Annotated in this window: 20 protein-coding genes; 7 read left to right on the top strand and 13 right to left on the bottom strand. The window is 68.0% G+C overall.

Going from position 1 to position 20,223, the window contains the following annotated elements:
* Positions 1-12: 12 nt before the first annotated feature.
* From ACWFRF_RS29770 to ACWFRF_RS29760, 3 genes are all read right to left on the bottom strand, one after another.
* Entirely contained in the window at positions 13-867 is an 855-nt protein-coding gene (locus ACWFRF_RS29770) for an acyl-ACP desaturase (RefSeq protein WP_387445872.1), read from the bottom strand.
* A 95-nt stretch (positions 868-962) separates the two neighbouring features.
* On the bottom strand, positions 963-1,589 hold the full coding sequence (locus tag ACWFRF_RS29765; RefSeq protein WP_378993030.1) for an LGFP repeat-containing protein: 627 nt from the start codon (positions 1,587-1,589) through the stop codon (positions 963-965).
* A 181-nt stretch (positions 1,590-1,770) separates the two neighbouring features.
* Positions 1,771-3,165 (bottom strand): PhoH family protein, encoded by a 1,395-nt coding sequence (locus ACWFRF_RS29760; protein WP_378926338.1) that lies wholly within the window; start codon positions 3,163-3,165, stop codon positions 1,771-1,773.
* A gap of 307 nt (positions 3,166-3,472) precedes the next feature.
* Between ACWFRF_RS29760 and ACWFRF_RS29755 the strand changes: the two genes are divergently transcribed.
* Positions 3,473-3,745 (top strand): hypothetical protein, encoded by a 273-nt coding sequence (locus ACWFRF_RS29755; RefSeq protein WP_378636318.1) that lies wholly within the window; start codon positions 3,473-3,475, stop codon positions 3,743-3,745.
* 1 nt (position 3,746) lies between these two features.
* Here the strand turns inward: ACWFRF_RS29755 and ACWFRF_RS29750 are convergent, their stop codons facing one another.
* Complete coding sequence (locus tag ACWFRF_RS29750; RefSeq protein WP_378636316.1) at positions 3,747-4,166, bottom strand: limonene-1,2-epoxide hydrolase family protein; 420 nt, start codon at positions 4,164-4,166, stop codon at positions 3,747-3,749.
* Positions 4,167-4,210: 44 nt separating this feature from the next.
* The gene (locus ACWFRF_RS29745; RefSeq protein ID WP_452453428.1) at positions 4,211-4,924 is read right to left on the bottom strand and encodes a TetR/AcrR family transcriptional regulator; all 714 of its coding nucleotides are present in this window, start codon (positions 4,922-4,924) and stop codon (positions 4,211-4,213) included.
* 109 nt (positions 4,925-5,033) lie between these two features.
* Between ACWFRF_RS29745 and ACWFRF_RS29740 the strand changes: the two genes are divergently transcribed.
* On the top strand, positions 5,034-6,215 hold the full coding sequence (locus ACWFRF_RS29740) for an FAD-dependent monooxygenase (protein ID WP_379313530.1): 1,182 nt from the start codon (positions 5,034-5,036) through the stop codon (positions 6,213-6,215).
* A 34-nt stretch (positions 6,216-6,249) separates the two neighbouring features.
* On the top strand, positions 6,250-7,233 hold the full coding sequence (locus ACWFRF_RS29735; protein WP_379313529.1) for an LLM class F420-dependent oxidoreductase: 984 nt from the start codon (positions 6,250-6,252) through the stop codon (positions 7,231-7,233).
* 6 nt (positions 7,234-7,239) lie between these two features.
* Here the strand turns inward: ACWFRF_RS29735 and ACWFRF_RS29730 are convergent, their stop codons facing one another.
* The 3 genes from ACWFRF_RS29730 to glyA form a co-directional block, all read right to left on the bottom strand.
* Positions 7,240-8,538 (bottom strand): hypothetical protein, encoded by a 1,299-nt coding sequence (locus ACWFRF_RS29730; protein ID WP_387445870.1) that lies wholly within the window; start codon positions 8,536-8,538, stop codon positions 7,240-7,242.
* Entirely contained in the window at positions 8,538-8,750 is a 213-nt protein-coding gene (locus tag ACWFRF_RS29725) for a hypothetical protein (protein ID WP_378636305.1), read from the bottom strand. The genes ACWFRF_RS29730 and ACWFRF_RS29725 overlap by 1 nt, the downstream gene beginning before the upstream one ends.
* 126 nt (positions 8,751-8,876) lie before the next feature.
* A complete protein-coding gene (gene glyA, locus ACWFRF_RS29720; protein WP_378993039.1) occupies positions 8,877-10,172 on the bottom strand; it encodes a serine hydroxymethyltransferase in 1,296 nt (431 codons plus the stop codon).
* A 171-nt stretch (positions 10,173-10,343) separates the two neighbouring features.
* Here glyA and ACWFRF_RS29715 point away from each other — a divergent pair, with 171 nt between their 5' ends.
* Positions 10,344-10,466 carry a hypothetical protein gene (locus ACWFRF_RS29715; RefSeq protein ID WP_452453425.1) on the top strand — a complete coding sequence of 41 codons (123 nt, stop codon included), beginning with the start codon at positions 10,344-10,346 and terminating at the stop codon, positions 10,464-10,466.
* On the opposite strand, the gene ACWFRF_RS29710 is transcribed toward ACWFRF_RS29715, so the two are convergent.
* The gene (locus ACWFRF_RS29710) at positions 10,456-11,667 is read right to left on the bottom strand and encodes a DUF885 domain-containing protein (protein ID WP_452453423.1); all 1,212 of its coding nucleotides are present in this window, start codon (positions 11,665-11,667) and stop codon (positions 10,456-10,458) included. The two genes, ACWFRF_RS29715 and ACWFRF_RS29710, sit on opposite strands and share 11 nt — an antisense overlap.
* 199 nt (positions 11,668-11,866) lie before the next feature.
* On the opposite strand from ACWFRF_RS29710, the gene coaA reads away from it, so the two are divergent.
* Positions 11,867-12,799 carry a type I pantothenate kinase gene (gene coaA, locus ACWFRF_RS29705; RefSeq protein ID WP_101465876.1) on the top strand — a complete coding sequence of 311 codons (933 nt, stop codon included), beginning with the start codon at positions 11,867-11,869 and terminating at the stop codon, positions 12,797-12,799.
* 22 nt (positions 12,800-12,821) lie between these two features.
* Here coaA and ACWFRF_RS29700 read toward each other — a convergent pair whose 3' ends face one another.
* The 3 genes from ACWFRF_RS29700 to ACWFRF_RS29690 form a co-directional block, all read right to left on the bottom strand.
* A complete protein-coding gene (locus tag ACWFRF_RS29700; protein ID WP_452453422.1) occupies positions 12,822-13,952 on the bottom strand; it encodes a hypothetical protein in 1,131 nt (376 codons plus the stop codon).
* 83 nt (positions 13,953-14,035) lie between these two features.
* Positions 14,036-14,602, bottom strand: a complete 567-nt coding sequence (locus ACWFRF_RS29695; protein ID WP_378993045.1) for a hypothetical protein — start codon at positions 14,600-14,602, stop codon at positions 14,036-14,038.
* 29 nt (positions 14,603-14,631) lie between these two features.
* Entirely contained in the window at positions 14,632-15,411 is a 780-nt protein-coding gene (locus ACWFRF_RS29690) for an isoprenyl transferase (RefSeq protein WP_266293063.1), read from the bottom strand.
* A 247-nt stretch (positions 15,412-15,658) separates the two neighbouring features.
* On the opposite strand from ACWFRF_RS29690, the gene trhA reads away from it, so the two are divergent.
* Together trhA and ACWFRF_RS29680 are read left to right on the top strand one after the other, a co-directional pair.
* On the top strand, positions 15,659-16,324 hold the full coding sequence (gene trhA, locus ACWFRF_RS29685) for a PAQR family membrane homeostasis protein TrhA (protein ID WP_378993047.1): 666 nt from the start codon (positions 15,659-15,661) through the stop codon (positions 16,322-16,324).
* Positions 16,325-16,439: 115 nt separating this feature from the next.
* Positions 16,440-17,921 (top strand): adenylate/guanylate cyclase domain-containing protein, encoded by a 1,482-nt coding sequence (locus ACWFRF_RS29680; RefSeq protein WP_379314435.1) that lies wholly within the window; start codon positions 16,440-16,442, stop codon positions 17,919-17,921.
* Positions 17,922-17,933: 12 nt separating this feature from the next.
* Here ACWFRF_RS29680 and ACWFRF_RS29675 read toward each other — a convergent pair whose 3' ends face one another.
* The gene (locus ACWFRF_RS29675) at positions 17,934-19,985 is read right to left on the bottom strand and encodes a thioredoxin domain-containing protein (RefSeq protein WP_452453419.1); all 2,052 of its coding nucleotides are present in this window, start codon (positions 19,983-19,985) and stop codon (positions 17,934-17,936) included.
* Between the last annotated feature and the right edge of the window lie 238 nt (positions 19,986-20,223).

Genomic DNA, 20,223 nt, shown 5'->3' with positions numbered 1-20,223 from the left:
CGCTGTGCAAGATCAGGCCAGGTGCGCGAGTTCGGCGCGAGTCTTTTCGCCCTCTTCGCTGAAGTCGGTGCGGGAGAAGATGTTCCAGCGCTGCAGCAGCGGCTTGAACACCAGCTCACCCTCCTTCGCGGGGTCGTAGATGCCCGCCTCGGCCAGCGCCTCGTCGCTGGATCCGCCACCGGGCAGATCCACGTGCGGTACCCGGAAGTCGGCGACCCGATCCGCGATCGCGCGCACTGCCTGATCGGGAACCAGGTCGAGGGCGGCGGCGACGAGCACGGCGAAGAACTCGGCCTGCAGTTCGTCGTCGGCGGCCAGCTTCTCGGCCATCGCGGTGACGATCGGGTTCTCGCCGATCGCGGCGGTGTTGCGATGACGGATCGCGGCAGCGGCCTCTTCGAACGCGCAGGTGGCCAGCACGTCGATCAGGTGCATCGGGGGGCGGTTGAAACCGTCGGTCATGTGCTGCATGCGGGCCCGCTCGAGCGCGACCGGGTCCACCGCACGCGTGAGCATGAGGTAGTTGCGGATCATGATCTCGTGGCGGTTCTCCTCCGCCGTCCACCGGCCGACCCAGCGCCACCAGGGGCCGGTGCGCAGGTGCTTGCCGAGCTCACGGTGGTAGGAGGGCAGATTGTCGGCGACCAGGACGCTCACGGTCAGCGCGAGCCGGGCGGTATCACTGAGCTCGGACTGTTCCGGGGTCCAGTCCTCGCCGCCGAGGAAGGCGAAGTTGCGCCCGTCCGACCACGGCACCTGCTCGTGCGGCTGCCAGCCGTCGGCCACCTCGATATGGCGACGCAGGTTGATTTCCACCTCGTCCGCGAGCGAATCCAGCAGCTCGCGGTCGGTCAAAGTTTTCTGCACCCCGACAACTTAGTACCTCGTGCGCAAGCGCGGGGACCTACGGGGTGAACCGGGTCCCCGCGCTGGGCGGAGCGCGACGCTGACGTGGGGCCCGACTACTTCGGGGTCACCGTGGTCTCGCCGTTGACCCAGGTGATGGTGCCACCGGTGAAGTCGCTCTGCTTGCCTCCGGCGATGGTCTTCTCGTCGCTCGTCGGGTAGCCCAGCGTGCCGTTGGCGCCGCCGTTCTCCTCCCAGGCCTCGCGGATGTCACCCCACACGATGTGGGCGCCGGTATCCTTGCTCCAGTAGATGGTGCCGCCGGTGAAGTCCTGGTACTCGCCGCCGTCGGGGCCGGATTCCTGGGCTTCCTCCGGTGCGCCGAGCGGGCTGCTCGCGCCGCCGGCCGCCACGTACTTCTTGTACACCTCGCCGGCGATCACGATGTCACCGTTCGGGGTGGAGACGGTGGTCGATTCGCCCGCCGCCCCACTGGTGGTGGCCGCGCCGGACGTTGTCTCGGAACCGGAGGTGGTTTCCGAACCGGGGGTGGTGGTCATCCCGCCCATCCCGGGCTCGGTGGTGGCGCTGCCACCCGGGGCGCCGATCGCGGAGGTCACCGAGGCGACGGCGTCGTTTGCCTTGTCCTTGTCGTCATCGCTGCAGCCGGCAGCGAGCAGCAGACCCGCCGCGGCCAGGACCGCGGCGCTCCCGGCAGCAGTACGTCGAGCGAAGTGGTTCATATCCATCCTCTCGCGAGTGGCCCCCGGGGGTGCCCCCGGAATGGAGCCTGGCCGACATCCGCAACGGCCCGGCGGAACAGTGTTCGCCGAGCCGTTGCTGGATTGGTGTCGGAGCGGATATTACCCACTGTTTGCGGTAATCAAACGGATTCCGGCCGCGACGCGGCCCGATTGCCGACGATTACGCGTTCGGTCCGTACTCCTCGAGCATCTCGGTGACCAGCGCCGCGATCGGCGAGCGCTCGCTGCGGGTGAGGGTGATGTGCGCGAAAAGCGGGTGCCCCTTGAGCTTTTCGATCACCGCGGCCACACCGTCGTGCCTGCCGACCCGCAGATTGTCGCGCTGGGCGACATCGTGGGTGAGCACCACCCGAGAACCCGTGCCGAGGCGGCTCAGCACCGTCAGCAGCACATTGCGCTCGAGCGACTGCGCCTCGTCGACGATCACGAACGAATCGTGCAGCGACCGCCCTCGAATGTGGGTCAGCGGCAGCACTTCGAGCATGTCGCGACTGAGCACCTCCTCGAGCACCTCGCGGCTGGCCAGCCCGTCGAGCGTGTCGAAGACGGCCTGCGCCCATGGGCCCATCTTCTCGCTCTCCGAACCCGGCAGATAGCCCAGTTCCTGCCCGCCCACCGCGTACAGCGGCCGGAACACGACCACCTTGCGCTGGGTGCGCCGCTCGAGCACCGCCTCGAGTCCGGCGGTCAACGCCAAGGCCGACTTGCCGGTACCGGCGCGCCCACCCATCGACACGATCCCGATGCTCTCGTCGAGCAGCAGATCGAGGGCGATGCGCTGTTCGGCCGAACGCCCGTGCAGCCCGAAGGCCTCCCGCTCCCTGACCAGCTGGATCCGCTTGTCCGCGGTAACCCGGCCCAGCGCGCTCGAGCTGCTGCCCAGCAACCGAACACCGGTGTGGCACGGCAACTCTCGCGCATCGTCGAGGTCGATCACCGAATCGGTGTAGAGCTGGTCGATCTGCGCGCCCGCGACGTCGAGTTCCACCATCCCGCTCCAGCCGGAGGTCACCACGTCCTGCGCGTGGTACTCGTCGGCGGACAAGCCGACCGCGCTCGCCTTGACGCGCAGCGGGATGTCCTTCGACACCAGCACCACGTCCTCGCCCTCGGCCGAGAAGTTCAGCGCGCAGGCCAGGATGCGGGAATCGTTGGTGTCGGAACGGAATCCGGCGGGTAGCACCGACGAATCGGTGTGGTTGAGCTCTACCTGCAGGGTGCCGCCGTCGGTGCCGATGGGCAGCGCCTGGTCGAGCCTGCCGTGCTGCACACGCAGGTCGTCGAGCATGCGCAGAGCTTCGCGGGCGAACCAGCCGAGCTCGTGGTGGTGTCGTTTCGCCTCCAACTCACTGATCACGACCAGGGGCAGGACCACACTGTGTTCCCCGAACCGGGTGACGGCCCAGGGATCCGACAGGAGTACAGAGGTGTCTACGACGAAAGTCTTGCGACCGGAACGTGAGGGGCGAGCCCCTTTCTTCGAGGCCGAATTGCTCGAGGCCGAGGCCGAGGCCGTGTGCTTCGCGGAAGCGGAAACGGAGCGTGCAGCAGTCACGGTGGGCTCCTTATGTGTTCGCACGGCACCCGTGCGAACGATCTCGCTGGACCGGTCCGTCCTTGTGGGCGTTTGACGCTGAGTCAACCGCCACGAGGGCCAGGTGCCGGCCCTCTCGCACTGAATAGCTCAGTCACGGTCAGGACCTCCCGTACGAATCACACCGACGCGACTCGCATCACCGACGCTACCGCCGAATTCGTAGCCGCGCTGCTGGACCGGCACACGTGTCCGTGAATTTGTCGTTAACCGGCACTGTCGCGACGGATCCGGCACGTGTGCGCCACCGAGGGCTAGAGTCGATGACATGGCCGAAGACCAGGATCTGGAGAAGCTGTCGTCGAAGGAACTGCACGATCGCGCGGTGAAGACGGCCGTGCGCCACGGCGACGTGAAGTTCCTGTGGGAACTGCTGAAGTCGATTCCGGCGGCCCAGGCCGAGGCGGGCGACCTCGGCGAGAGCTCGGCCGACATCAAGTACGTGCTGCCGATGCTCGACGACTACTTCCACGCGGGCGACGGCAAACTAGCCGATGTGCTGCGCCCGACCTACCTGGAGTATCTGCGCAAGCACGGATAGTTCAGCGGCCGGTGATCGCCTTCACCACGCCGACAACGGCGCCGCGCAGGACGTTGCCCTTACTGAAGTGGTCGTCCCACAGCACGATTCGGCCGTCGCGCAGTTCGAAGGTGCCGCTCACCCAGAAGCCGATGCGCACCGGGCCCACGTGCAGGTAGTCGGTGCGGTCGGTGAGCACGATGTCGCCGTCGGCGGCGATGTGGTGGATCTCCGCGGAGAACCCGAGCTTCGGTCGATCCAGGCCGCGCAACAACGCCGCGACCCGATTCTTGCCGCGCACGGTCGGCAGCGAGGCGTTCTTCCAGACGATCGCGGGATCGAGCAGATCCAGCGCCTCGTCGACCGCGCTGAGTTCGAGTGCGTTGAAGAACTCGCGAACGATGGTGACAGCGGGCTCCGGCAGTTCCGGCTGGTCGGTCATGAGATGAGCCTAGGGTGCCGATCGCGGCCGGGCCAGGGGTCAGCTCAGTTTCGCTGATCGATCAGGACGGCGAGACCGTCGAGGATGCGTTCGACACCGAAACGCAGGGCGTCGTTGGGTCCGCCCTTACCCGCCGGCGTGGCTGCTTCCTCGGCGAAGGCGGCCTGCACCTCGGGGTAGCGACCCGCGGCCGCGGTCATCATCGCGGCGAACTGCTCGGTGAACTGCACTTCCCCGTCCCCGCTCATCGACGCGACCTGCTGAGCCAGGCTGCGGGCGTGACCGTTGAGCAGGACGATCGTGTCCAGCCTCTCCGAGCCGGAGAGTCCGGTGCCTGCCAGTGCGGTGAGGGCGGCCTCGGTCCAGCCCATCTCGTTCGGGCCGAGAGGCCGCATGCCGACGGTGAGCTCGATCGACCACGGGTGCGCACGGTAGCGAGCGAAGAGCGCTTCGACCCAAGTGCGCAGGCCGGTTCGCCAGTTCTGCTGCGCGCCCGCGGCCTTCGGCGGTTCGCCCATCGCCGCGTCGAGCATCAGCGCGGTCAACTGCTCCTTGCCCGGCACATATCGGTACAGCGACATCTTGGTGAAGCCGAGGCGTTCGGCCAGCCGCTGCATCGACAGCGCGGACAGCCCTTCGGCGTCGACGAGCGCGATGGCCTCGGCGACGATCCCGTCGAGAGTGAGCGCGGGTTTGGGCCCGCGCTTGGGGCGCTGCGTGGTCCCCCACAACAGCTCGACCGTGGTCGGCGGTGGCATCTGCCCATCCTCTCGAAAAACGTCTTGACGTGAAACTGTGTCTACCATACTCTTATCTGCATCCACCGGATACAGATTCCATCGGACACAGATCTTCGGGAGTTACGTCATGCGTACTGTTCTCATCTCCGGCGCCAGCGTCGCCGGCCCCGCCCTCGCCTACTGGCTGCACCGCTACGGCTTCTCCGTCACCGTTGTCGAACGTGCCCCCGCGCTGCGGGCAGGCGGTCAGGCGGTGGACTTCAAGGGCAAGACCCACCTGACCGTGCTCGAGCGGATGGGCATCCTCGACGAGGTCCGGGCCCGGCGTACCGGTACCACCGACCTGGTCTTCGTCGACGACAACGGGCGCGAGCTCGGCGTGATGTCGGGCGAGTTCACCGGCGGCGACCTGGAGATCCTGCGCGGCGACCTGGCCGAGGTCATGTACGACAAGACCGCCGACACCGTCGAGTACCTCTTCGGCGACACCATCACCGACCTGCGCGACACCGGCGACGGCGTGGCCGTGCGGTTCGAGCACAACCCGCCCCGCACCTTCGACCTCGTCCTGGGCGCCGACGGCATCCATTCGCGAGTCCGGAAATTGGCGTTCGGCCCCGAGGCCGACTACGTGGCGCACCTCGGCTACTACTACTGCGTCGCCGGCGCGAGCCGCTGGAGCGACGCGGCCACGCCCCGCGACAAAGCGGCAGGCGCCGCCCACAACACCCCGGGCAAACTCGCCATCGACGGCGGCCCGAAGGCCCAGCAGATGTACATGTTCGCCGCCCCCGAACTCGACTACCCCCGCAACGACGTCGACGCCCAGCGCCGCATCATCACCGAAACCTTCGCCGACATGGCATGGCATGCCCCCCGCATGCTCACCGACCTGGCCGAATTCGACGACATCTACCTCGACTCGATCAGCCAGGTCCGGATGAACGGCGCCTACACCCGCGGCCGTGTCGCCCTCATCGGCGACGCCGCGTACGGAAACACCCTGGCGGGCTTCGGCACCGGCCTCGCCGTTGTCGGCGCCTACGTCCTCGCGGGCGAACTGGCCGCCGCCGCGGGTGATCACATCACCGCCTTCGCCAACTACGACCGGATCATGAAGCGCTACGCCAAAATCGCGGGCAACAGCAACGCGGGCCCCTTCCTCGCGCCCAAGACCGCCCTGGGCATCAAGGCGCGCAACTGGTTCCTCGGCTCCCGCTTCTTCACCCTCATGCTGAAATACGGCGACAAGGCCGCCAACGACATCGACCTGATCGACTATCCGCAGCTGGTCGGGTGTAGCGCTTGACTTGGAGTGCACTCCAAGTCATAAAGTCGGCGACATGAGCATTCGACTCGGCTATCAGATGCCCAACTTCAGCAACACGTCCTCGGTGCGTGAGCTGTTTCCCGCGGTGATCGCGCAGGCGAGGGAGGCGGAGGGGGCAGGGTTCGACGCCGCCTTCGTGATGGATCACTTCTATCAGCTGCCGTTGATCGGCGAGCCCGAGGAGCCGATGCTGGAGGCCTACTCGGCGCTGTCGGGTCTGGCTACCGCGACCGAGCGAATCCAGTTGTCGGCCTTGGTCACCGGCAATACCTATCGCAATCCCGCCCTGCTGGCCAAGACCGTCACCACGCTCGACGTGGTGAGCGGTGGCCGGGCGGTGCTCGGCATCGGGGCGGGGTGGTTCGAGCTGGAGCATCAGCAGTACGGGTTCGAATTCGGCACCTTCACCGAGCGGTTCGAGCGGCTCGACGAGGCATTGCGGATCATCACGCCGATGCTGCGCGGGCAGCGATCCACCTTCGACGGAAAGTGGTACCACACCGAGAACGCGATGAACGAGCCACGCATCCGCGACGACCTGCCGATTCTGCTCGGCGGTGGCGGCGAGAAGAAGACCTTCGGCATGGCCGCCCGCTTCGCCGATCACCTCAACATCATCTGCAACGCCTCCGAACTGCCCCGCAAACTCGACGCTCTGCACCAGCGGTGCGAGGAGGCGGGCCGCGACCCCGCCACCCTGGAAACCAGCTTCCTCGCGCTGACCATCGTCGACGAAGACGGTGACCGCGCCCGAAAGACCCAGGCCGACATGCTGTCGCGACTCGGCGTCGACCTGTCCACCCTGACCGAAGCCGAACGCCGGGCCACCGTCGCCGACCGCCAATTCGCCGGCACCCCGGACGAAGTCGCCGAACAGATCCAGGCCCGCGTCCTCGACCACGGCATCGACGGCGTCATCATCAACCTGATCGCCAACGGCCACGAGCCCGGTGTCATCGACCGGGTCGGCCGTACCCTGAGCCCGCTGGTGCACTGAGCGAGCTCACCACGACGCGAAGTGGTCTTCTCCTCGCTGGCGGTTCTGCTGGCGGCGACGGAAGAAGACTTCTTCCGGGGTGACGGTGGTGAGGGCGTTGGTGATGCGGCTCAGGCGGGTGTCGTAACGGTTTTCGTGGATGTGGCGTTCGATGCCCGCTTGCCATTCAGGGGAAAGGCGCGACCAGATCGCGGCGACTCGGGACTGGGCGGCGGGTTCGGATTCGGCGAGTAGTTGCAGGAGAGCGGGCCAGTAGGTGGCGTCGGTGGCGTGCGCGGGCAGGGCGGCTACCGAGGTTTCGTCGAGTTCGGCCAGGGTGGCGGCGATGTGGCGGCGGGCCGGTTCGCTCAGGCGGGCGGACAGGGCGAACAGCCCGCGCCACGGGTCGGCTTCGTCCTTGCCGTCCAGCGAGCGGACCAGCGCGCCGAGCACGTCGGTGTTCGCGAATTGCGGGTTCGTCGACAAGGCCCACAGGGCAACGGGTTCGAGTCTGCCGATCACGGTGAGCAGCGCCGGCGAGGCGTTCCGGTTGACCGCGGTGAGCAGGAATCGGCCGACCTCGTGTGTGGTGCCGCGGCCGAAGAAGATGTCGCCGAGAATGCCGGTGATTTCGGGGTCGACCTTGCAGAACAGGGCGAGCATCGCGTGATGCAGGGTGGGTGGGCCAGCCAGGACGGTGTGGAGCATGGCCGGCACCCGCTGGCGTGGGCCCGCCAGCAACTGCCGCACGATCCGGCTCAACGTGTGCGCCGGGTACGCGTAGGCGGCGGTGAAGATCAAGCCCGCGTCATCGAGGACGGTCTGCTCCAATGCCGCGATCAGCGGCTCGTTCACCACCGAGAGGAACCGCGCGGCCGTCACGTAGTCGCGGCGCCGCAACAGCTCGTTGATGATGAGGGTGATCGGCTCCGGCCTGCCGTATCGCATCAGCTGTTCGAAGACATTCGGGTCCAGGTACGGCGCTCCGTCGGCCGCGTAGACGGCATCGACCGCGCACAGCGCCTGCGCGCACTTGCGCGGATGTTTGACGCCGACCGCGCCGAGGAATCGGGCGGCGAGCACCGGCGGCACCACCCGCTCGAAGAGCGCGACGCCCACACCCACCGGAAAGATCGGCACGAGCGGGCTGACCCGGCGGAAGGTGTCCGCGTGCTCGGCATGCAGTGCGCGCAGGATCTGCTGCTGTATCGCCGACAGATGCACCGCGCCCAGACGGGCCAGCGGTGCGAGGCGCTGCGGCGGCACTTTCAGCGTGCGCGCGAGCACAACGAGCTGTGTCTGAGCTTCGAGTTCGGTTTCGATCATCAGCTGCCGAAGAGGATCTTGCGCGAGACCTTACGCAGCGGAGCGGGCATCGCGGTGAGCGCGGCATCGATGGCCCGGCGCAGCGCCCGCACCTCGTTGGCCCGCGCGGCGCGGAACAGTTCGATCAGCTCCCTGGCCTCGGCCTCGGAGAGCAACTCGAACGCGTGCACCTCCCCGCCGACCTCACGCGCCAACGCGCGTCGATATTCCATACGGACTGACCATGCCCTATTCCATTAGGCCCGTACGCGATTCACCGGAACTTTGTGTGTTCCGACAACACGATGGCCCCTGTCTGCATGGAGCTGACAGGGGCCATCGGGCAGAAGTTCTCCGGCTCAGCCGAGCAGGCGCCAGTCCTCGAGACCCTGGTAGAGCGGGACGCTCTGGGCCAGGCGCGACACCCGGCCGCGCAGGGTGTCGACGTCGGAGGTGCCCGCCAGGGCGGCGGCGATGATGTCGGCTACCTCGGTGAACTCGGTGTCGCCGAAACCACGGGTGGCCAGGGCCGCCGTGCCGATGCGCAGGCCCGAGGTGACCATCGGGGGGCGAGGGTCGAACGGGACGGCGTTGCGGTTGACGGTGATGCCGACCTCGTGGAGGACATCCTCGGCCTGCTGGCCGTCGAGTTCGGAGTTACGCAGATCGACCAGGACCAGGTGCACGTCGGTGCCGCCGGTCAGGACCGAAACACCCTTGTCCTTCACGTCGGCGCCGGTCAGACGCTCGGCGAGGATACGCGCGCCGGACAGGGTGCGGACCTGACGGTCGGCGAACTCCTCGGTGGCGGCGATCTTGAACGCGGCGGCCTTGGCGGCGATCACGTGCATGAGCGGGCCGCCCTGCTGACCGGGGAACACCGCGGAGTTGAGCTTCTTGGCGAATTCCTGCTTGGCCAGGATCAGACCGGAGCGAGGACCGCCGAGGGTCTTGTGCACGGTGGAGGACACCACGTCGGCGTACGGCACGGGTGAGGGGTGCAGACCGGCGGCGACCAGGCCGGCGAAGTGCGCCATGTCGACCCACAGGTAGGCGCCGACCTCGTCGGCGATCTCACGGAAGCGGGCGAAGTCCTGGTGGCGCGGGTAGGCCGACCAGCCGGCGACGATCACCTTCGGCTTGGCCTTGCGCGCGATGTCACGCACCTCGTCCATGTCGATCCGGTGGTCTTCCTTCGACACACCGTAGGAGTGGACGTCGTAGAGCTTGCCCGAGAAGTTCAGGCGCATGCCGTGGGTGAGGTGACCGCCGTGCGCGAGGTCCAGACCCAGCAGGGTCTCGCCCGGGTTCATCAGCGCCATCAGCACCGCGGCGTTGGCCTGCGCGCCCGAGTGGGGCTGCACGTTGGCGAATTCGGCGCCGAAGAGCTCCTTGGCACGGTCGCGAGCCAGGGTCTCCACCACGTCGACGGCCTCGCAGCCGCCGTAGTAGCGGCGGCCCGGGTACCCCTCGGCGTACTTGTTCGTGAGGACGGAGCCCTGCGCCTGCAGGACCGCGCGCGGCACGAAGTTCTCCGAAGCGATCATCTCGAGGGTGTCGCGTTCGCGGGCGAGCTCGCCCGCCATCGCGGCGGCCAACTCGGGATCGAGCTCACCGAGAGACTGGGTATTCACCGAAGCGGTCGTCTGCGTCACGCCGTCGAGTCTATTGCCGACCGTGTGCGAGCCGAGCACGGGGATACCGCAACACCGTCCGAGCCGCCACCGGAGAGACCAGGGTCACAGCCCGGCTGACCAGGTTCGATAGCCGTCGAACACAACAGACTCGGCGTAACGACCCGTCCGACGGTGACCGATGACACAGATATGACCGCACTGCCCGTGACCCCGGCCATCGCACCGTCCGACCCGATCGAGGCACTCCTGCTGCAGATCAACTACCTGGTCTGCTCGCTGTTGAACCCCGGCGGCTGCGCCGTCATCCAGTAGCGACACTCATCCGCCGGATCGCCCCCGGCGTCAGCGGCTCGTCGAGCAGACGCCCGAACCGCTCGACCCGATCCTGGGCGCCGACCGCACCGTCGAGCCACCCACCGAGCAGGCGGTAACCCTCGACATAGGTGCTGATGTAGGCCCGCCACAGCGGCGAGGACAGAAACCGCAGCGACTGCCGCGCCCGTTCCGGCGTCGCCAGAATCCACCGCTGCAGGAACAGCGCCACCTCGTCCTCGCTGCGATGCTGATCGTGCAGCAGCAACGCGGCGTCCTGACGCACGTGCAGCAGTTTCGCCGACGCGGTCGAGAAGCGTTCGGCCCGTTCACCGTCGAAACGAAGGCCGAGGTCGGCGTAGATCTCCTGCGCCCAGACTCCCCAGCCGGGCCCGACGATCGACCGAAGGGCCAGGTCGGCGAGGCCCTCGGCCATCAGGCACTGCGGGGTGTTGACCAGGAACAGCGTCTGCTCGTCCTCGCCCGCCGCGACCAGTCCGGCCTCCTTGCGGCAGTGCTCGGTGTGATGACCGGGGTAGGCCTCGTGCGCGATGAGCGCGGGGAGGTTGCCCATGTGCTGTTTGAGGTCGGAGTTGATCGCGACCGTCGAGGCGAAATTGCCCAGGTAGTAGTTGAAGCCGGACCACGGCTTGTCGCCGACCACCTCGTAGGTGACGTGCTCGTTGTCGGGCAGCGGGTAGCGCTCGCGTACCCGCTCCCGCAGCGCACTCGAGAACGCTTCGACACAGGTAGCGAGCTTTTCCGGGGGGATCTCGTCACCGCGGCGGTAGGCGGCGGCGCGTTCGGCCAGCGGTCCGTCGCCGCCGAGCACCTCGTCCATCTGCCGGTGCGCTTCGCGATAGTCGTCGGGGTCGCCCGGTGCGATGTCGACGTCGAAGTAGGCGCGGACCTCGTCGACGAAGCCGATCTGCTCACCGGCGAACTTGCGCGCCGAGCATTCCATCGCCACCAGGTGGGCATCGAGGAATTCGGTGCGCTGCGCCGAGAGCCCGGCATCGGGCAGGGCGGCGCGCAGATCGACGGCGCGCCGGGCCAGTTCCGAGGGCACCGGGACGGCCGCGTTCTCGATATCGCGGCGCAATTGCGGATCGCCGGTGTAGGCGTCGACGAACCCCTCTTCGAGGCGATCGAAAGCCAAACCCAGGCGCAGGTATTCGGTGACAAGTGGATGTGACCCCATCCGCCCGACATTACGTGGTCGATCGGAAAATGGCGTCTTACCTCGGCGTTGTCGCTGGTTACCGACCGGTAGCCAAACCCCCTGTTGCGCGCGGGCAGCGAGCACGGAGCACAATCTCGCTATGCGGTCAGAGTTATCCCGGATCTCACCAGACGGGCAGCCAAGCTGTGCGGATGCGCCCGGACGGAGGGTCGGGTAGGTGGCACGGATGAGCGAACCGAGCCCCTATGTGGAGTTCGATCGAAGCCAGTGGCGCACACTGCGCAAGTCGACTCCCCTGGTACTGACCGAGGACGAGCTGACCGGCCTGCGCGGTCTCGGCGAGCAGATCGACCTCGACGAAGTCGCCGAGGTGTACCTGCCGCTGGCGCGGTTGATCCATCTCCAGGTCGCGGCCCGGCAGCGGCTGTTCGCCGCCACCGCCACCTTCCTCGGCGAGAAACATCCCGACAAGCAGGTGCCGTTCGTGATCGGGGTCGCGGGCAGTGTCGCGGTCGGCAAGTCGACCACCGCGCGCGTGCTCCAGGCACTGCTGGCGCGCTGGGATCACCACCCCCGGGTCGACCTGGTGACCACCGATGGATTCCTTTATCCCACAGCCGAACTCATTCGTCGCGGCATCATGCACCGCAAGGGTTTCCCGGAGAGCTACGACCGGCGCAAGCTGCTGCGATTCGTCACCGAGGTGAAGTCGGGCGCCGAAGAGGTGTGCGCGCCGGTGTATTCGCACAAGTCCTACGACATCGTGCCCGACGAGAAGCACTGTGTCCGCCAGCCCGACATTCTCATCGTCGAGGGCCTGAACGTGCTGCAGACCGGTCCGCGACTGATGGTGTCGGACCTGTTCGACTTCTCCATCTACGTCGACGCCCGCATCGAGGACATCGAGAACTGGTATGTGCAGCGCTTTCTCGCGTTGCGCAAGACCGGCTTCGCCGACCCCGACGCGCACTTCCACCACTACGCGGCCTTCGACGACGAACAGGCCACCGCGGCCGCGCGCGATATCTGGCACTCCACCAACCGGCCCAACCTGGTGGAGAACATCCTGCCGACGCGCCCCCGCGCAACCCTGGTGCTGCGCAAGGACTCCGACCACACGATCAACAGGCTGCGGCTGCGCAAACTCTGATCGGCTCGCGCGCCGACACCGCTCAGCCGGTGGCCGTCGGCGAGCCCAACGAGACGACCTGCGTCGCCACTTCCGCGCTGTCCTCGCCCTGGTGGACGACCAGGACTCCATGCGGCGTGCCGCGCGCGTCGGTGGGCTCACCGGCGACCACCTCGAGCATCGGCTCCTGCGCCTGTTTCCGCGGGAGCATGTCGACCACCGGGTACTCCCCGACCGGCGCCCACCCCTGCGCCGCCAACTGCATCCGGTCGACCGTGCTCGGCGCGCCCGCGAGGTCGGACCACTTGCGGGTGGCGATCGTGATCGAACCATCGGCGCTCCAGCGCGGGTTGTAGGCCGCCGAGCACTCACCCGGCAGGGTGGGCATGGCCAGGACACCGTTGTTGGCGGCGTCGATGGTCGCCACGTTGCCGCTGCCGCAGGTCGCGCTGCGCGCGGTGGCCCCGGCCAGCACGAAGGTGTGCCCATCGGGACCGGCGGCGGCCGACAGTCCGGCGTCGATGCCGGGCACACGACCCAGCGGCAGGATGACATCGGAGCCGATGGCGTAGAGGTGACTCTTCTCCCACCACAGGCCACGCGATTCCACCCGGGCCAGCAGCACGAACTCGTCGGTGGCCGCCACAAGTTCGGCCCCGCCCCACCCACCACCGGTGAGCGGACTCGGCGAATCCGGCAGGACGATCTCGCGTTCGGGCGCGGCGGGCTCGGAACCGGCCAGGTCCATGCTCATGATCTCGCCCGGCTCCCGCCACCAGCCGACCACCGAACCGCGCAACGCCACGGCGTTGGCGCAGTCACACGGTATGCGGGTCACCGACCGGTCGCGCACACCCACCGCGACCAGCGTCTTGCTACCGCTCTCCACCGCGAAGGCGTAGTGCCCGTCCCTGGTGAACGCCACCGCGGCCGACGAGTAGCCGAAACTGCCCGGCGCCCGCACGGTTTCGCCGCCGCGCACCACCGCCAGCTCGGCGTCGGTGCGATAGGCGAACACCGCGCCCTTCGCGGCCTGCTCCTCGGCGGGCGTCAGTCGTGGCGGCGCGGGCTGGTTGAACCCTCCGCAGCCCGCGACGACCGCCACGGCACCGCACACGACGCCGAGCACCACGATCCGCGCCCGCCACCCGCTCGCCTTCGTCGCAATTCCCACAGCTCACACCCCTGCAATGTGTCGTCGGGCCCGGTCTCGCGCAGCAGCCTAGCGGGGGGTGGCGCCGGATCGGGCCTACTCCGCTACAACTTCCAGGCCGCGTCGAGCCTGGTCGCCACGTCGATATTGCGGACCGCCGCGATCTCGGGTTTGCGGATCTCCTGTGCGACGTAGCGGGCGACGAACCGGCGGATCTCGTGGTCGACGCTGGCCAGCACCCGCAGCAACTCGCCGCGCTTGGAGCTGCTGGCGACATTGACCCGCACATCGCCGGGACGTGGCTCGGCGATGTCGATGACCACCCGCAGTGGGTCGGCGGTGCGCGCGGTGAGATGCAGATGCACGGTGCCGTCGACCCGGAAACGCGACCTGTCGACCGCCAGATCGAGAACCAGATCCACGCGCAAGGGAATGGTCAGTTCGAAGGAGATGAACGCGTCGACGAAACGCAGGATTCGTGGCTGCCCGAGCTCCACCTGCGCGGTGACCTTCGCCAAGCGGCCCGGCCCCACCCCGATCGGCCCGAAATCGAAAGCGGCACCGGTGAGTTGGCCGAACGCGTCGGCGATGCGCTGCTCGGAGACGGCGTATTCCAGGAAACGCCTGCCGAATTCCTCATAGCTGATGTAAGAAGGCTGTCCGGGTTCCACTGACCGCAGAGTACGCGACGGCTACGGCCTCACACGCCGAAACGGCGGTGGCGCGCGGCGTAATCCCTTAGTGCGCGCAGGAAGTCGACACGCCGGAATTCCGGCCAATACGCCTCGGTGAACCAGATCTCCGAATAGGCGCTCTGCCACAACAGGAACCCCGAAAGCCGCTGCTCACCAGAGGTTCTGATCACCAGGTCCGGGTCGGGCTGACCGGAGGTGTAGAGATGCTGGCCGATCGCGTCGACCGTAATCGACTGCACCAGATCCTCGCCCGACTCGCCCGAGGCGATCTCCTGGCGCACCAGTGAGCGCACCGCGTCGGTGATCTCCTGGCGGCCGCCGTAACCCACCGCGACATTCACGTGCACGCCGTCGCGCCCGCTCGTTCGCTCGGCGGCCACCCGCAGCCGCTTGGCGATCAACTCGGGGAAACCCTCGAGCGACCCGACGATCCGCACGCTCCAGTTCTGCTCCGGGGCGGACAGTTCCTCGACGACATCGGTGATGACCTCGAACAGGGTCTCGAGCTCTTCGGGGTCGCGGCGCAGATTCTCGGTGGAGAGCAGGTAGACGGTGACCATCTCGATGCCCTGGTCGGAACACCAGCCGACGAGCTCGGCGATCTTCAGCGCGCCGACGCGATGGCCGTGGCTCACATCGGTGAACCCGTTCTCACGCGCCCAGCGTCGATTGCCGTCGCACATGACGGCGACGTGGCGAGGGTGCTGCTTGTCTGCCAGCTGCTGCGACAGCCTGGCTTCGTAGATGCGGTACGGCAATCCACGCACCCGACCAAGAAACTCCACGCCCGCACCCTACGCTTGCCCGCCTCCCCGAGTATTTTGCCGGTCGCGAGTAGGGGGTGAGATCCGTGCCGGGCCGGCGGCACGGGCAAGGCCGGGTTTCGGGGTGGTCGGGAAGTTACCCATGTCCTCCCGAGATCAGCCGGTCGGGTTTTGTGTGGCCAGGGGCACGTTTGTGGTGTCGAGATGGGCGGTTGACGTACGGTTGGGCACAACCTACGGTACCGTAGGTTCCGGCTCGGGAGGTTACGTGGACGATGTCCTGACTGAGATCGCCACGGTGATCAAGCCCCGTTTTCGTGGCTGGATCCATACGTGGGCGGTCGGCGTCGCCGCTGTCGCGGTGACGGTGCTCGTGGTGTTCGGGTTCCTCACGTCGTTGACCGCGGGTTGGTCGACGCTGCTCTACGGGATCTCGGTGTGCGCGCTGTTCGGGGTGAGCGCGGTGTATCACCGGGTCACCTGGGCGAGCGTGCGGACACGGGTGCGGATGAAGCGGGCCGACCATTCGATGATCTTCCTGTTCATCGCGGGCAGTTACACGCCGTTCGCGCTGCTCGGATTGCCCGGGCGGACCGGGCAGATCCTGCTGGCCGTGGTGTGGGCGGGGGCCGTCGCCGGGATCGCGTTGAAGTTGCTGTGGCCTACCGCGCCCGCGTGGGTGGGGGTGCCGCTGTACCTGTTGCTCGGGTGGGCGATCGTGCCGGTGGCCCCCGAGCTGCTGCACAACGTCGGAGTAGCGCCGCTGGTGCTGCTCGCGGTCGGTGGCGTGATCTACAGCGTGGGGGCTGTTCTCTACGCGACCAAGTGGCCCAACCCCTGGCCCGACTTCGGTCACCACGAGTTCTTCCACGCCGCGACGGTGGTCGCGGCGCTGTGTCACTACATCGCGATCTGGCTGGTCGTGCTCGGCTGAACGGCGCGTGCGCGCGGCCGCGGCCTGCGCGCCTTCTATGCTCGGTAGTTGTGTCACCCGTCAGCGCAGCTCGTGATGCCCGGGCGTCCTCGGGCGCCGGGCTCGGGCGTGCGCGGTGAACCGGCTGGTCCGGTGGGCGCTGCGGTCCTACTGGGGACTCGCGCTGGTGGTCATCACCGCCAATATGGTCGGGGTGGCGGCCATCTTCCTGGTCAGCTGGGCGGGTGGCGTGTTCACCCGGATCGGCGACGACTGGAGTGACGCGGCCGTCCTGATCCTGATCTACCCGGTGCTCGCCTTCACCCTCGGGATCGGGATCGCGCTCTACGACCGGCGCCGATATATGCGCTGGCTCGACGACAACCGCAAACCGACGCCGGAGGAAGCGCGGGTCCTGATCCGGCTGCCCGCCGCGATCACCCTGCGCGCGATCATCCTGTGGACACCGGGCGTCGCGTTGACCGTGTGGCTCGTCGACCGGTACACCGACTATCACAACATCACCGTGCTGCTGGCCGGATTCGCCCTCGGCGGGCTGGAGGCCGCGGGCGCGATCTACCTGATCCTCGACCGCCTGATCCGCCCGGCCGTGCCGATCATCGCCGCGGTGCTCGGGCCGACCGTCCATCCCAGCTCGACCGTACTGGTGCGGGTGCTCGTCACCTGGGCGGTGTCCAGCGCGCTGCCGGCGCTGATCATCATCGTCGTCCTCAGCGACACGACCACCCCGGCATCGGACCGGGTGCGCGCGGCGTGGCTGTTCTCGATCGTCGCGCTCGGCGTGGGCGCCCTCGCCACCGCACTGCTCGCGCGCTCGGTGGCCACGCCGATGCGCACGATGTACCGGGCGCTGGACCGGATCACCCGCGGCGAACTCGATGTGCGGGTGCCCGTCGGCAGCGCGAGTGAGATCGGCCGCCTCGAACACTCCGTCAACGAACTCGCCGCCACCCTGCGCGACCAGATGCACACCGAGGACGTCTTCGGTAGGCACGTCGGCTCCACGGTGGCCGAACGCGCCCTGTCGGGCAGCTCCGACCTCACCGGCGATGTCCGCATCGTCTCGGCGTTGTTCGTCGACGTCACCGGCTCGGTGCAGCTCTCCGCCGAAATGGCCCCCGAGGATTTCGTCCACAAACTCAACCGGCTGCTCGCCACCGTCGTAGCGGCCACCGAGGACAACGGCGGCTTGGTGAACAAGTTCGCCGGCGACGCCGCGCTGTGCATCTTCGGCGCGCCTTCCGCACTCCAGGACAACGCCACCCCCGCCCTGCGCGCCGCCCGCCGCATCCGCGACGAAGTAGTCGACACCGGCGAGCTCGACGTCGGCATCGGCGTCGCCCGCGGCCAGGTCTTCGCCGGCGACGTGGGCGCCGACACCCGCCTCGAATTCACCGTCATCGGCGACGCGGTCAACGAAGCGGCCCGCCTCACGACGGTGGCGAAGGAAGCACCGCGGCGGGTGTTGGTCAGCGATGCGATCTGGCAGGCCGCGACCCCGGCCGAACGAGCCAAGTGGAAGCGCTACAAGGACTTACGGCTGCGCGGAATCCCCGGCCGAACCCGGACCTGGACGGACATCTCACCGAGAAAGTGAGAACCAGGTCCGTTACCGCCGTAGCGAAGCCGTCAGGGCGGCGGGATCGGTGACCGGGAGGTCACAGACCGAGCCACGGCAGACATAGGCGGCGGGGGCGCCGTTGACGAGGGGGCGGTCGGTGAGGAGCGGGGCGGTGTTCGGCGGGGCCGCGAGGATGATCGAGCCGCCAGGGGCGCTGGCACGGGCGGCGGCCAGGAGTTCCATTGCCGTGGCGGACTTCTCGGTGGCCGCGATGGCTACCTGGTACGGGCCTCGGACCGCCGCTTCGGCGACGGAGAGCCAGTTGCCCGCGGTGCGGGGTGCGCGAGCCAGCAGGATCGCGCCGAGGGCGAGGGTCTGGTCGGCGAGTTCGCGATAGCGGATGGCACGGTCGGTATCGGCGACCGCCGAGGCGGTGAGGAGGGCCTCGGCCAAGGCGGAGGCGCCGGACGGGGTGGCGCCGTCGACGGGGTCGCGAGGACGGGCGACCAGGGTTTCGGCATCGTCGGCGGTGTCGAACCAGCTGCCGGGGCGTTCGGGATCGGCGAAGTGGTCGATCGTGTTGTCCAGCAACAGCTGTGCGGCGGCGAGCCAGTCGGATTCGCCGGTGGCCTGGTAGAGGGCGAGCAGGCCGGTGACGAACCAGGCGTAGTCCTCGAGGACGCCGGGCGGGGTGCCCGCGACGCCGTCGAGGGAGGCGCGGCGCAGTCGGCCGTCGACGAGGTGGACGTCGAGCAGGTAGCGGGCGCAGCGCACGGCGGCGGCGATCCACGACGGTTCTTCCAGTGCCGCACCGGCTTCCGCGAGCGCGGTGATGGTCATGCCGTTCCAGGCGGTGACCACTTTGTCGTCGCGGGCGGGCTGCGGGCGCCGGGTGCGGGCCTCGAACAACTGAGCGCGCAGTCGATCGAAACGGGACGACTGCTCGGCGTCGACGGGATCGCTGTGGCGGGTGAGCACCGAGGTGCCCTGTTCGAAATTACCGGCGGTGCCGACGCCGAAAGCGTCGGCGGCCCACATACCGTCGAGCGGGCCGAGTTCGCCGACCAGCTCGGCCGGCGTCCACACATAGGTCGCGCCTTCGACGCCGGGCCCCTCCGGTTCGAGGTGGGTATCGGCGTCGAGAGCGGAGGCGAAACCGCCCTGCGCCGTCCCGAGATCACCGAGCAGGAATTCGACCGTCTCCCGGGTCACCCTGTGCGGCAACGATTCCAGCGGGGTCACGGGCGCGCGACGCGCGAGATGGGCGTAGGCGCGCAGCAGCAGGGCGTTGTCGTAGAGCATCTTCTCGAAGTGCGGCACGAGCCACCCGGCGTCGACGGAGTAGCGCGCGAAACCGCCGCGCAACTGGTCGTAGATTCCGCCACGCGCCATCGCCTCGGCCGTGCGCTCGACCACGTCGAACACCGACTGGTCGCCGGTCCGCTCCCAGTGCCGCAGCAGCCCTTCCAGCAACGCCGACGGTGGAAACTTCGGCGCCCCACCGAATCCGCCGTGCGTCGAGTCCTCGTCGGCGACGATCGCGGGCACGGCCTTGTCGAGAAGATCAGGGGCAATCGCGAATTCGGCGTCGGGCAGACCCGATGCCTGCGCCTGGAGCGCATCGGTCACCTGCCGCGCGGCCTTGTCCACATCGTCGCGCCGGTTGCGCCAGGTCTCGGTCACCGCACTGAGCAACTGCGTGAACGACGGCATGCCGCCGCGCGGCTGCTTCGGGTAGTAGGTACCGCAGTAGAACGGCGCGCCGTCGGGCGTGAGGAAGCACGTCATGGGCCAGCCGCCCTGCCCGGTCATGGCCACGGTGGCGTTCATGTACACCGCGTCCAGATCGGGACGCTCCTCCCGATCCACCTTCACGCAGACGAAGTCGGCGTTCATCTGCTCGGCCGTGGCGAGGTCGGCGAAGGACTCGTGGGCCATCACATGGCACCAGTGGCAGCTCGCGTATCCGATCGACAGCAGGATCGGCACATTGCGCACGGCGGCCTCGGCTAGCGCGTCGGCATCCCACTCCCGCCAGTGGACGGGGTTGTCGGCGTGTTGACGCAGATAGGGCGAGGTCGCACCGGCCAATCGGTTCACGAGTTCCACCCTGCCATACGCGACGAACGCCGGCTGCGCCCCATGTGGTGGACACCGACTTCGCCCGGCCGACGGTGGTCAGGCAATTTCTTCGCATCCCCCGTGCGGCCCACCGCGTGGTCACGAATCCGCCATCGATTATTTACCTTTCCTACTGAAATCAACGCGATCGCAACGGTGTTCGACCGCTTCGCCTGGCCGTATACCTATAACTCGGATCCAGCATCCTGCGTGATTC

The sequence above is a fragment of the Nocardia sp. NPDC055165 genome (assembly GCF_053606985.1).
Note: the sequence above shows the minus strand (reverse complement) of the source record. Positions and strands in the feature narration are given on the sequence as shown.